This is a genomic window from Bradyrhizobium sp. 154, from assembly GCF_023073875.1.
In the GTDB taxonomy this organism is placed as follows: Bacteria; Pseudomonadota; Alphaproteobacteria; order Rhizobiales; family Xanthobacteraceae; genus Bradyrhizobium.
This window is the reverse complement of the sequence record NZ_JADPKG010000094.1, coordinates 1-12,979: the sequence shown is the minus strand read 5'-3', so window position 1 is coordinate 12,979 and position 12,979 is coordinate 1. Positions and strand designations below refer to the sequence as shown.

10 protein-coding genes are annotated in these 12,979 nt (G+C 59.2%); all 10 read left to right on the top strand.

The annotated features are described in order from the left end of the window. Positions 1-46 precede the first annotated feature (46 nt). On the top strand, positions 47-214 hold the full coding sequence (gene rpmG / locus IVA92_RS21390) for a 50S ribosomal protein L33 (RefSeq protein WP_007603295.1): 168 nt from the start codon (positions 47-49) through the stop codon (positions 212-214). 456 nt (positions 215-670) lie between these two features. After that, entirely contained in the window at positions 671-2,131 is a 1,461-nt protein-coding gene (locus tag IVA92_RS21385; RefSeq protein ID WP_247277181.1) for a glucan biosynthesis protein G, read from the top strand. Then, on the top strand, positions 2,119-4,269 hold the full coding sequence (gene mdoH, locus IVA92_RS21380) for a glucans biosynthesis glucosyltransferase MdoH (protein WP_247277006.1): 2,151 nt from the start codon (positions 2,119-2,121) through the stop codon (positions 4,267-4,269). The genes IVA92_RS21385 and mdoH overlap by 13 nt, the downstream gene beginning before the upstream one ends. A gap of 336 nt (positions 4,270-4,605) precedes the next feature. Then, entirely contained in the window at positions 4,606-6,375 is a 1,770-nt protein-coding gene (locus IVA92_RS21375) for an adenylate/guanylate cyclase domain-containing protein (RefSeq protein WP_247277005.1), read from the top strand. A 1,151-nt stretch (positions 6,376-7,526) separates the two neighbouring features. Next, positions 7,527-9,248, top strand: a complete 1,722-nt coding sequence (locus tag IVA92_RS21370) for a PQQ-binding-like beta-propeller repeat protein (RefSeq protein WP_247277004.1) — start codon at positions 7,527-7,529, stop codon at positions 9,246-9,248. Positions 9,249-9,342: 94 nt separating this feature from the next. Then, the gene (locus IVA92_RS21365; RefSeq protein WP_247277003.1) at positions 9,343-9,696 is read left to right on the top strand and encodes a cytochrome c; all 354 of its coding nucleotides are present in this window, start codon (positions 9,343-9,345) and stop codon (positions 9,694-9,696) included. Between the two features lie 32 nt (positions 9,697-9,728). Beyond that, on the top strand, positions 9,729-10,496 hold the full coding sequence (locus IVA92_RS21360; protein ID WP_247277002.1) for a transporter substrate-binding domain-containing protein: 768 nt from the start codon (positions 9,729-9,731) through the stop codon (positions 10,494-10,496). Between the two features lie 59 nt (positions 10,497-10,555). Next, complete coding sequence (locus IVA92_RS21355; protein ID WP_247277001.1) at positions 10,556-11,440, top strand: sugar phosphate isomerase/epimerase; 885 nt, start codon at positions 10,556-10,558, stop codon at positions 11,438-11,440. Positions 11,441-11,614: 174 nt separating this feature from the next. Beyond that, positions 11,615-12,511, top strand: coding sequence for an alpha/beta hydrolase (locus tag IVA92_RS21350; protein ID WP_247277000.1), 897 nt, complete (start codon positions 11,615-11,617; stop codon positions 12,509-12,511). Positions 12,512-12,731: 220 nt separating this feature from the next. Next, positions 12,732-12,979: nitronate monooxygenase (locus tag IVA92_RS21345; RefSeq protein WP_247276999.1), on the top strand; the 248-nt coding region annotated here is incomplete at its 3' end.

The following is a 12,979-nucleotide window of genomic DNA, read 5'->3' as shown; positions in this document are numbered from 1 at the left end:
GCCGTTTGGCCGGCTCCAGATTTCCTTCATTCCTGAGGTTTTGAACATGGCCAAAGCGGTCACCATCAAGGTCAAGCTCGTGTCTTCGGCCGACACCGGCTTCTACTACGTCGCCAAGAAGAATTCGCGCACCATGACCGACAAGCTGGTCAAGAAGAAGTATGACCCGGTCGCGCGCAAGCACGTCGAATTCCGCGAAGCCAAGATCAAGTAAGTTCGGCGCAGCGTTGCAGAGCTTTGCGGGGCCCTTCAGGGCCCCGTTTTATTTTGGCTCTCGCCCTCGGCGCGCTGCAGCGCCTGAGCAAGCCACACAGCGATCCAGGGCCATGGGCCCGGCTCTGCAGCACACCACCGAGATGACCCTGCGCTGCGTCCCGGTCGCGAGAGCTGAGCTAATCTGAGCGTGCGGACTTGGGAAACGCCAAACACCGCGAGCTCCGGCAGTTGGCAGACCAGCCGCGAGAGCTGCCCCGCAGTTCACGCCAGTCTTGCTTCAAATCCCCTCCTCAGTCCATTCGAACATTCTGCTGAAGTCACCAGTGGCAGATCCTCCTACCCGCACGGAACTCCGGGGAACATAGGCCGTTTTCCCACCTGTTTCGAACCGGGAGACGTGAGCGTGAACCGCCGGCAAGTCCTTCGCGTATCGGCTGCGTTCTCAGTTGCCAACATGCTACTGCGTGCAGGGAAGGCTGAGACGGGGCCCGCCCAGCCATTCAGCCCATCCTACGTGCGCGAACTTGCCCGCGCGCTTGCCGCGAAATCATTCGCGCCTGCCGACGAGAAGCTGCCGGATGCACTGAAGAATCTCAACTACGACCAATACCGATCAATTCGCTTCGCGCCTGAGAAGGCGTTGTGGCGTGATGAGAAGCTACCGTTCGAAGTGCAATTTTTTCACCGCGGCTTTTTCTACAAGAACCGGGTCGACATTTTTCAGGTGGTGAATAGGAGCGTCATACCGATCCCGTATCGGCGCGACGACTTCTCGTTCGGAGAGGGTCTCGGACAATGGCCGGATGTCAACATCGGGTTCAGCGGATTCCGCATTCACGCGCCGATCAACAGGCCGGATTATTACGATGAAGTTTGTGTGTTCCTGGGCGCCAGTTACTTTCGAGCAGTCGCGAAAGGACTGACGTATGGCCTGTCGGCGCGCGGGCTAGCGATCGATACCGGCGAGAGCAAGGGCGAAGAATTCCCGGTGTTCAAGGCTTTCTGGCTGGAGAAGCCGACGCCAAATGCCTCGTCCATCGTGGTGCACGCGCTGCTGGACAGCAAGAGCGCGGCCGCAAGCTACCGATTCACGATCCGGCCAGGCCAAAGCACGGTTTTCGACGTCGAGATGGTTCTCTATCCCCGGGTAGACATCGAGCATGCCGGGCTCGCGCCTATGACCAGCATGTACTTCTTCGGGCCGAACGATCGCAAAGATTTTGACGATTTCCGCCCCGCGGTTCACGACTCGGATGGACTTGCGATCTTCAACGGCAGAGGTGAGCAACTCTGGCGTCCCCTCAACAATCCGCACGATCTGCAGGTCAGCAGCTTTGCCGATGTCAATCCGGGCGGCTTCGGACTGATGCAGCGGGAGAGGAACTTCTTCGCCTATCAGGATCTCGAATCCAACTTCGAAAAGCGCCCAAGTCTATGGTTCGAGCCGATCGGAGATTGGGGCGAAGGAGCGGTGAAATTATTCGAGATACCTACCAAGGAGGAGATTCACGATAACATCGCAGCGCTCTGGCAACCCAAGCACCCGCTGACCGCCAAAAGCGAACACATCTTCACCTATCGGCTGCACTGGGGTCCGGACGCCCCCAAACCGGAGGCGCTCGCACGGTTCACGCGAACGGCGATCGGAAGCCGGGGAGATGATAGCAAACTGTTCGTGCTGGAACTGATGGGGGAGCGACTCAAAGGCATCGATGCCAAGACCATCAAAGGTGTGGTGACCGCTGCACAAGCCGAAATCAGCAACATCGTCACGCAACCTAATCCCATGACAGGCGGATGGCGTCTGAGCTTCCAATGCTCGGTCAAGAAGCAAGCCGCCATCGAATTACGAGCTTTCTTGGCGCAAAACGAAGCGCCAGTCTCCGAAGTGTGGACCTATCGATGGACGCCCTGATGCCGTCGCCGACGCCGTCGCCGGACGCACCTGGCAGCACATTCCTCCCGCCAGAAAGCCCGATGCCGATGCTGCCGTGCCGGCTGGATCGCGCGACTGAGGCTAACCCGTCGCCGGTACATTCGGGCACCGCCTTGACGCTCCGCCGCCTCTTTATTTTTGTCGGGACTGGGGTGCTGACGCTTGCAGGCGGCTACGGCATGTATGACGTGGTGAAGGTTGGCGGTGTAACCTTCCTCGAGGCGATGCTGCTCGGCTTTTTCCTCGTGCTGCTCGCATGGGTCGCCTTCTCCTTCATGTCCGCGTTCGCCGGATTCCTCGTGCTGCTCACGCGCACCCGGTCTTGTCTGCCGATCGATACGACGGGCCCCCTGCCTCGTGTAACCTCCCGCACAGCCATGCTGCTACCCACCTATAATGAGGACCCGCATCATCTCATGGCGCGACTGCGCGCCATGTATGAATCAGTTCAAGCTACCGGATATGGGGACCAGTTCGACTGGTTCTTACTGAGCGATACGAGCGACCCCGACATCTGGATTCGTGAAGAGATGACGTTCATTGGGCTGCGCCGCGCCTGCTGCGCCGCGCGGCTGTACTACCGGCATCGCTCCAACAATATCGCGCGGAAATCCGGCAACATCGCCGACTGGGTCATGAGGTTTGGGTCGGCCTATGATCACATGATCGTTCTCGACGCGGACAGCCTCATGGAGGGCGACACAATAGTTCGCCTTGTCCACGCGATGGAGTCCCATCCCGCTGCTGCGCTGATCCAGACGCAGCCGGTCATCGTCAACGCGCGCACAATTTTCAGTAGGCTGCAGCAATTCTCGGGGCGTGTTTACGGCCCCATCATTGCAGCCGGCAATGCCTGGTGGCACGGTGGCGACAGCAATTACTGGGGCCACAACGCCATCATCCGGGTGCAGGCGTTCGCTGCGGAGGCCGGCCTGCCGGAGCTGAGCGGTCGTAAGCCTTTCGGGGGTCACATCCTAAGCCATGATTTTGTCGAGGCCGCGTTGATGCGCCGCGCGGGCTGGAAAATCTATCTGGCACCGGCCCTTGGCGGCAGCTTCGAAGAAGTCCCGCCGTCACTGCTGGACTTTGCGGCAAGAGATCGCCGCTGGTGCCAGGGTAACCTTCAGCATCTGGCGGTGTTGCCCGCCCGCGGGCTACATTGGGTCTCGCGGTTGCATTTGCTTACGGGCATCGGCTCCTATGTCACCGCGCCGCTGTGGTTTCTATTCCTGGTACTCGGCCTGCTGATTGCACTGCAGGCGCATTTCATCCGACCGGAGTATTTTCCCAAAGGCTTCAGTTTGTTTCCGACCTGGCCGCAACAGGACCCGGTGCTTGCCGCCCGGGTCTTTGCAGCGACAATGGGACTTCTGATCCTGCCGAAGCTGCTCGCCTACCTGGTGCTGATCGGCAATCGAAAAGAGCGGATCGGATTCGCAAGGAGTCCTCGCGTACTGGCCGGAGTCGCTTGCGAGACGTTTCTTGCGGCTTTGATCGCTCCATGCATGATGATCCTCCAGACCAAGGCCGTGTTTGAAATTCTAGCTGGTCGGGACGCCGGCTGGCAGGTGCAGCGCCGGAGCGATGGCGAGCTGGCTCGCGGCGAAATCTATCGCAAGCTCGCCGGCCCTACGCTCTGCGGATTGGCGCTATCGCTCAGTGCCTACGCGGTCTCTCTGCCCCTGCTGCTTTGGATGTCGCCTGTCGTACTGGGTCTTCTGCTTTCAATCCCGTTGGGTCTCATGACGTCTGCACGACTGAAGACGCCTGGACTTTTTGCCACGCCGGAAACCAACAACCCGCCCGCTGTGGTGCTCCGTGCAAACGAACTCGCCGCATCTGAGCCCACCGCGATGGCCGGGGCACTACACCAGCTCAGCCAGGATCTGGAATTGTTAGGCGCGCATTTGGGATCACTATCGCTTGCCAGTCCGCGCAAATTCGGCCCCGTCGACGTGCCATTGGCGACGGCAACCATCAAGCTCGAGGAATGCCAAAGCTTTGAGGACGCAGCAGCATGGCTCGACAAACCGGAATTGCGCGCCGTTCTTGGCCATCCCACGCTGCTCCAGAGGGTCCTTGAGATGCCTCGCGCAGGTAAGAATGGAGCTGGTTGAAGAGCTCGACCTGGGCCGCTGAGCGCTGCTGCGCCGAGCCGGGATCCAGAAAGCCGCAGCTTTGGGCCCCGGCTCGGCAGCGCACCGTCGGAAGTGACGCTGCGCTGCGTCCGGGGCACGAGAGTGTTGACTGGCGCGTGCCTCCGCAATTGTCGCATTCGCTTTGCGCGCAGAAGCCGACGTGGCAGCAGAATGGCTCCACGTCGGCCTTGGGCCACAAGCGGCGATCGAACCAAGCGCCGCCCGTCGTCCGCTTCACCGTCGACAGCCGAGATCGCACGGCTTACCCCGCGGGCTGGTTTCGGCTAAACTCGCTCCTTTAGATGGAGCGGAGCCATGAACAACCCTCCGATCACAAGGCGTTTGGCCGCGATCATGGCAGCAGATGTTGCGGGCTACAGCCGCCTGATGTCGGCGGATGAAGAGGCGACCTTGCAAACTTTGGACGGGTATCGTCGCACGATATCCGATCTAATCGCCGAACACGCAGGCAGGGTTTTTGGGACCGCAGGCGACAGCGTGATTGCGGAGTTCAGTAGTGCAGTCCAGGCGGTGCGCGCCGCCGTGGCCATCCAGCGCTCTCTTGATCGCCACAACGCCGATCTTCCTCAGGACCGCAGGATGGAGTTTCGGATTGGCATCAATGTTGGCGACGTCATGGCGGATGGCGATGATGTACTGGGCGATGGAGTGAATGTCGCTGCGCGACTCGAAGGGGTGGCTGAACCAGGCGGAATTTGCATTTCAGGTACGGTGCGAGATCAGATCGAAGGCAAGCTGAACTTTGCACTCACTCCGCTCGGACAGCGCTCACTGAAGAATATCAGTCGTCCAGTCTCGGTTTACTCGGTGGATTGGCAACCTGAGCATCCGGTAAGTACCGGCATCCTGGGTGGTTCGCTCGCACTCCCAGATAAGCCTTCCATCGCGGTACTTCCGTTCTCGAACATGAGTGGAGATCCCGAGCAGGAATATTTCGCAGATGGCATCACAGAGGACATAATTACCGCTCTGTCCCATAACCGCTGGTTTTTCGTCATCGCCCGAAATTCGACGTTCGTGTACAAGGGGCGCGCAGTTGACGTGAAACAGGTCGCTCGCGAACTTGGCGTTCGATATGTCCTCGAGGGCAGTGTACGACGGGCTGGGCAGCGCGTGCGGATCACGGGACAGCTGATCGAAGCACAAACAGGAAATCACCTCTGGGCGGAGCGCTTCGACCGCGATTTGGCCGACATATTCGCCATTCAGGACGAGATCACGCAGAGCGTAGTCGGTGCCATCGAGCCTGAGATGCTGCTGATCGAAGGGAGACGAGCGTTTCGAAAAAGCGTCAGGAATCTCGATGCCTTCGACTGCTGTATGCGTGCGATGTGGCACTTCTCGCAGCTCGCACCTGAAGAGCACGAAGAGGCGATAACTCTTATAAGACAGGCGTTAGCGCTTGATCCGAACCTCGCTCAGGCTCACATGACGCTTGCCCGTACACTGAATGCCCGCATTTGGTATGGCTGGAGCAGCGATCTCACGAAAGATGTGTCGGACATCTATACTGCGGCCGCGCGCGCAGTCGCGCTCGACGACCGCGATCCCTACTGCCACTACGCCCTGTGTTGGGCCAGCTTATTGAGGCAGATGCACTCCCAAGCGCTTGCCGAGGCGCAACGTTCAATCGACCTTAATCCAAATTTCGCATTAGGGTTTTTCTCCCTTGGTTTGGTTCGGGTCCATATCGGGCATTTCACTGAAGCTCTGGATTCGTTATTGCGCAGCTTACGCCTGAATCCGAACGATCCACAGGCCGGAAGCTTCCTTAGCTTCGTTGCGCTGGCCCATTACCATCAGGAGAACTACGAGGAGGCAGTGCATTACGGCGAACTAGCGATCCAGCTACGACGTCCTTATCTCGCTCTCAGAGCCCTTCTTGCGAGCCTGGGGCAACTTGGACGCATAGAAGAAGCACAGCCTTTGCTGCAGGAGTTTATATCCCGACAACCGAAGGACCCGCGGCGGCAATTCGAAATAACAACTCCATACCTCGACTTGAGATATCGCGAACACCTCGCGGACGGACTAAGCCGTGCCGGCGTAACGAACTTACGATAATAGACTGTGGTACGGGCACGGACATCCGTTTGGGTGGTCTGCCACTTGCTTCCGCCCTAGCTTCATCAGCTGACCAGATCAACGCGCCGCCGATGCGCCAGGCCATGGTGTAGGAGCCGAGCGGGTCGCAAGCGACCGGGGTTCTGTGGCGGTGCAATACGGCGCAAGGGCCATGTGTGACGGCTCCGGGTTGGCAAGAAGAAGCTGCACTTTGCAGCGGTGGTCGGAGCAGCCATGTGTTCGGCCGCCCTGTGAGGAACGTTGGATGGCGCGTCAGCATTGAGAGGCGTCGGCATTCCAGCCGGCTCTCAAGGAGGAGATTCGTCCATGAGGAAGATTCTTCTGTCAACGGCGATCAGCGCCGCATTGTTAGCTGTCGGTACATTCGCAAACGCACAAGGAACTTCGACGGGTGGGTCGAGCGGTCATGATACCAAGCAATGCTGGGACGTAGCCAATAAGGTCGTTCGCGACATGAGTGGCACCACTGCAACTGGACCATCTGGAAACACGACGGTCGGTTCAACAACGTCGCCCGGCGCAAGCACTGGCTCTCCTTCCACACCTTCTGCCGCGACCAGTGCCAACGCCAATGCCTCAGCGCGTCCACCAGGAATACCGGACTGCTAGGCTTCCGATCACGGCGAGTAGACCGTCGCTCGGTTGTGGCGAGCCCGCCGCCCGCTTTACGGGGGTCTTTGCCCATATCGAAAATTGACGCCGCAGCGCCGCGCCGCTCATGAACATGTGGCGGCCGGCCTAGCCCTGGATTCTTTGGCATCGTGCACAGCGGCCGATCGCTCTTCGCGGGATCTCGCTTTTTGCGTTGCTCTAGGCGACATCCTGACGACGCAGCTATTCGAAAGAAAACATTTATCAAAAGGTAAGCCGGTCTGTCATTTTGCGCCAGGCGCATTTCCGACATTGCACTCCGCGTGATCCGGCGTACTCTATGATCGCAAGCAGAAGTGCAACGACAACCCAACGAACGTGGACTTGTAGCTTCTTTGGCGATTTTCGCCGGAGAGATCGAAGCTTGCTGGGAACTCACGCGCGATTGGAGATGAATCGATGAGGCACTGAACTGCATGCAACTCACGGTCGGCGCTTGAAAAATGCAGGTCGATAAACAAAAACGGGAGGACGTATACATGAAGAGGCGGTGGCGCAAATCTGGTTTACCTCTTGTTGCCATTGGCGCGACACTGATTGTGTCGTCAGCATTGGCTCAATCCGTGGATACAGCTCGGATCGAGGCCGCTGGTCAGAATGATTGGCTGACCTATCACGGCTCTTACAAATCCTATCACTACAGCCCGCTGGCGCAGATCAACGCAAGCAACGTCGGCAATCTGGGTGTTGCCTGGATCCATATTCCCGGACGCTCGACGCGCGGCCTGCAATCAATGCCGCTCGCGGCCGACGGGGTTCTTTATTACACGGGCTCCTACAGCCGGGTTTTTGCGCTAAACGGCGCGACCGGCGAGGTGATCTGGTCCTATTTCCCTGAGCTCGACGAGGCGCTGATCGCGCGCCAGACCCATTCCCCCTACAATCGCGGCTTGGCGCTCGGCGAAGGCAAGGCCTTTGTCGGCACGATGGACGGCCGTCTGATCGCACTCGATATGAAGTCAGGGAAGGTTCTCTGGGATACCAAGCTGATCGATTCGCAAAAACTTACAGTCGGTTTCACCGGTGCGCCGCTTTACGCGAAGGGTACGGTGATCATCGGCTCGCAAGGCGGAGAGTGGCCGGGCCGCGGTCCGATATTTGCTGTCGATGCCGCCACCGGCAAAAAGAAGTGGGAGTTCCTGACGGTCGCAGGCACTGATGAAGCGATGAAGTCCTGGGGAAACGATTCCTGGCGCACGGGTGGAGGTGGCGGCTGGATGCCGGGCACCTACGATTCCGAGACCAACACGATTCTGTGGGGCACCGCCAACCCGGCGCCGCTCTACGATTGGTCGGGCGCCGACTACAAGACGCAAGGCGCGCGGCCCGGCGACAATCTCTACACGACGTCGGTGATCGGTCTCGATCTCGATACTGGCAAGCTGAAGTTCTACCATCAGGAGCTGCCTCATGATGCCTGGGATTTCGACAGCGCCGTCGGCGAGTTCTTGATGCTCGATCGTGACGGTCAGAAGCTTGTCGTCCATCCGAACAAGAGCGGTTTCATCTTCGTCTATGACCGCAATCTCGCCGTCAAGAACGTTTGGCGGCTCGTTGAGAACATCAATTTCGTCAAGGATATCGACCCCAAGACGGGCGCGCTGATCGGCCGGCGCGACTTCTCCGCGGGCAAAGTGACCGAACCGCCGCTGTGTCCATTCATCGGAGGTGGCGTCAGCTGGAATTCCGGCTCGTACAGCCCTAAGACCGGACTCTATTATAAAATCGGCCAGGAATGGTGCATGACGCTCGATATCCAGAAGACGACGCCTGTCACCACGCCACAGGTCCAGCTCAACATCGGCGCCGATTTCAAGATGGCGCCGCCTCCGGGCGGTGAGATCTATGGTCACCTGGATGCGCGCGATCCCGTCACCGGGGCGAAGAAATGGGAGGTTCGCTATCCCGAGCCGCCGCTTGGAAGTGTGCTCTCGACCGCGGGAAATCTCGTGTTCGTACCTGACTCCCGCGGCACACTTCACGCCTACGATGCCGAAACCGGGGGTGAACTGTGGAATCACTCCGACGGAACCGGCCATCAAGGCGGCATCATCAGCTACTCCGCCGGAGGCAAGCAATATATCGCCGTGGTCGCGGGCTTTGGCGGCATGTTGTCCGACGAATATGCGCCAAATTTCGGCGGCGTTTACAAGAGCATGCCGCGCGACGACGGTGCGCTCATCGTCTACAGCCTGAAATAGGCTATCGCAAATTGATCTGCCGGGGAGCGGGCGCAAGCTTGCTCCCCGGACGTTGAACTCGCCGGACGTGTTTCAGGACATGGAGCTGGATGCCTTGAAATCGCAATCGAACAAGATCACCGCGCTGCGATCGGCGCTGTTGGGCGCTTCGTTATTGTGTCTCACCGGGTTGGTTCAAGCGCAGCCTGCTACCCCTGCGCCAGAGAACGGAACGTTCGATGTCGAGCAGTTGTTCGCGGGGACCTGCGGCTTTTGCCACTCCGATGGCGGACGGGCTGCCGGCAAGGGGCCGCAGCTGATGAATTCGCCGCGCGATGACGATTTTCTGCACAACCGCATCAAGCACGGCAAGCAAGGCGCGATGCCGGCATTTGACGGCGCCCTCACCGACGCGCAGATCGACCAGATCGTCAAATATATCCGCGCCTTGAAGCCGCGCGAGGGCTGAGCCGCTGGGGCCCCATCTACGCGGGGACGCGAATGAAGACAATTCTTCTGCTCGTCATCGGCGCCGTCATCGGAATGTCGGGGCCAGCGCAAGCGCGGACCCTGGACGCGATCCGTTCGTCCGGCGTGCTCGGGCTCTGCGCCCATCCCAACTCGCTTCCCTTCGCGAGCAAAACCGGTGATCCTCCCGGCTTTCAGATCGAATTGGGTCAGGCGCTCGCGCGCGAACTCGGCGTCTCGCTGAGGCTAGATTGGATCATCACCCAGTACCAGATGCGTAGCGCCGGCTGCGACATTCTCCTGGATGTCATCGCCGACCGCGACGCGCAAGGCGAAACCCGCTTGAGAATTTCAAAGCCCTACTATCGCACTGGCGTCGCGCTGGTCGTGCCGTCATCCAGCCCACTCACCTCGTTCAAGAGCCTCAACGAGCATACCAAGGTGGGAGTGCAGGTCGGATCCGTCGCAGCCATGATCATCGGTCAACGGCACGTACCCACGTCGACCTTTGGCTTCGAGAGCGACAGCCTCGACGCCCTGTCAAACCATGAGATTGACGCCGCTGCGGTCACGCCCACGTCGGCGAGCTATTTCAATCTGACGCACCCGGACAAAGCATTTCGCATCCTGGATCGCGACGAGACCGTGGCCGATCTCAACTGGAATGTCGCCGTTGGCATGGTTCGGCCGGATGATGCACTGCGCGAAGCCATCAATGGAGCGCTTGAACGGCTGCGAAACGACGGCACGATTGGTCGGATATACGGTCGTTACGGGGTCGTACTGCAAACGCCGAAGTAGCTGCGCGACAGTCTCGGCAACCCGGCAATCAATGGTGGGCATCGAGAGGCAGTGGGATTGTGGTCCGCCGGTCGACAACTTTCTCCGTTGGTTCCCCGCGCGCGGTCCTCAGCAGACGCGATATTCTCGCCGGTATCGCGGGAGGTGCCGCGATAGGGATTGCGCCGGTATCCGGTCGGGAGCTGTCGAAAATTGGTCTCCAGCTCTATACGGTCCGCGATCTGCTGAAAGCCGACTTTGACGGGACCCTACGGAAGGTTGCCCGTCTCGGCTATCGCGAGGTGGAGTTTGCCGGCATTCTCGGCCCCAATGTGCGGCGCACCCGGAAACTTTTGCTGGGCCTGGGTCTCACTGCGCCGTCGCTGCATATCGACTACGGCAACCTGCGAGACAATACCGGATCATCGTTCGACATCGCTCATTTGCTTGGCAGCCGGTTTGTCGTGTGTCCATGGCTGGACCAGTTGGAACGGCAGACAATCGACGATTGGAAGCGGATTTGTGACAGATTGAATAGGATCGGTGAATTGGCGGCGCGTTCCGGGCTGACACTTGCCTATCATAATCACGATTTTGAGTTCGCGAACCTCGCAGGTGGCGTCCAGCCTTACGACATTCTGCTCAGCCGTACGGATCAGCGCTTTGTCAAGTTCGAGCTCGATGTTTACTGGGCAACCAAAGGAAACCTCGATTCCGTGAAAGTCTTGAAGACACATCCATCTCGATTCCGCTTGGTGCATCTCAAGGATATGGCGAGCGACGGATCGACCACCGAGCTAGGCAACGGCACGATCGACTTCGCAAAAATACTCGACGCGTCGTTTCGGTGCGGCGTGCAGCATTTTTTCGTCGAGCAAGATGTTTCGGCCGATCCGTTGCAAAGTATAGAGACGAGCATCGCCTTCCTTCGCCACACGCGTATTTCGCCGCGAACGCCCCGATAGTTTCGTAACGCGAATTGAGGACCCGCAATGAGCGAATGCACTGCCGAGTTGCCACATGCGCCAACACCTCCAGCGCCTGGCCCGGCAGACAAAAATAAGGGCGGGCCACCAGCCCTGAGATTGCCTCGAATTAGCCTCACTGCCGTGGGGCTATAAGCCATAAGGGAGACTGCAATGCTCCGCCTCGTCGCTAAGTTCGCCGCAGCGTCGTGTATTTTTCTCGAGGTTTCCAGCGCCCACGCAGAAGACATAAAGCGCGTCACTGCCAATGGGACTGAACTTGCCTACGTGGAAGTTGGTCAAGGCGAACCGGTTATATTTGTTCACGGCGGTCTTCAAGATTACCGAATGTGGCTGCAGCATCTTCCAAAGTTCGCCGATCGCTATCGCGCCATTGCCTACAGCCGCCGCAACCACTTCCCAAATGAGGCAAGTCCTGAGAGCATGCCGGATGGCGCTGCGGATGCGCACGGCGAGGATCTTGCCGCGTTTGTGCGGGCTCTAGGCTTGTCGAAGGTCAGGGTCGTTGCGCATTCGTCTGGCGCGCATGCGGCGCTTTTCTTTGCCGCCGTGCATCCGGAAAAGTTGGTCAGCCTGACGCTCAACGAACCGCCCGCGACGGGCATCCTGGCCGGCGTTCCCGGGCTCGGCGACATGTTGAAAGAGTGGGGCAATGCCCAGGCACCGGCGAGGGAGGCAGTCAAGGCAGGCGACGTGAAAACCGGCATACCGCTGTTCGTGAACGCCGTCGGCGGACCGGGCGCCTATGAACGTCGATCCATTGCCGACCAGAAGATGAACTTCGATAACGTGGCGTCCTTTCAAGCCGACGCCACAACAAAACGCCCGAGGCCGGCGTTCACGTGCGAAATGGCCAAGTCGATCAATGCGCCAACGCTTCTGTCCAATGGCGAGCGAAGTCCCAAATTCTTCTATCGAATTGTCGACCAGCTAGAGACCTGCCTACCAAACCGCGAGAGGATCATCATTGCCGGAAGTTCGCACACCGTGCCTGCAGAAGCTCCTGACGCGTACGACCAGGCTGTCCTTACGTTTATCGGCAAACATTAACACCGTAGTCCGGTTTGGATCACGAGCGTCGCCCTCTACAATAGTCGGTTGTCGGACAATTTCCGCTATGTCCTGTTAGCGACCGAGTTCTTGTGGCGGTGCAATACCGCTCAGGGCCAACACCGGATTGTTGGAGCACGCGCCACCTTGAGTCCGCCCTCTGGGCGATGTTTACTTCCGCTGCGGTGGCGGGGGTACACCGAATGCAATGGAGGCTGTCATGCTGCGCACCGCGCTCTGCCATCTGTTGGCGATTGATGTGCCCGTCTTTGCCGCACCGATGGGGTTTATCACCGGGCCCGAGCTTGCGGCAGCGGTGAGCAACGCTGGCGGACTCGGCATTATGTCATTTAGCGGCAACCCGCCGCCGGTGCTGCGCGAGGAGATTGGGCGCCTGCGATCGCTCACCGAAAAGCCGTTCGGGGTCGGTATATTGCTGAGTGGACCGCATCTGCCATTTCCAATCGA

Coding starts and splice junctions, on each gene's coding strand:
- rpmG (WP_007603295.1), top strand. CDS start 47: ATGGCCAAAGCGGTCACCATCAAGGTCAAGCTCGTGTCTTCGGCCGAC.
- IVA92_RS21385 (WP_247277181.1), top strand. CDS start 671: ATGCTACTGCGTGCAGGGAAGGCTGAGACGGGGCCCGCCCAGCCATTC.
- mdoH (WP_247277006.1), top strand. CDS start 2,119: ATGGACGCCCTGATGCCGTCGCCGACGCCGTCGCCGGACGCACCTGGC.
- IVA92_RS21375 (WP_247277005.1), top strand. CDS start 4,606: ATGAACAACCCTCCGATCACAAGGCGTTTGGCCGCGATCATGGCAGCA.
- IVA92_RS21370 (WP_247277004.1), top strand. CDS start 7,527: ATGAAGAGGCGGTGGCGCAAATCTGGTTTACCTCTTGTTGCCATTGGC.
- IVA92_RS21360 (WP_247277002.1), top strand. CDS start 9,729: ATGAAGACAATTCTTCTGCTCGTCATCGGCGCCGTCATCGGAATGTCG.
- IVA92_RS21350 (WP_247277000.1), top strand. CDS start 11,615: ATGCTCCGCCTCGTCGCTAAGTTCGCCGCAGCGTCGTGTATTTTTCTC.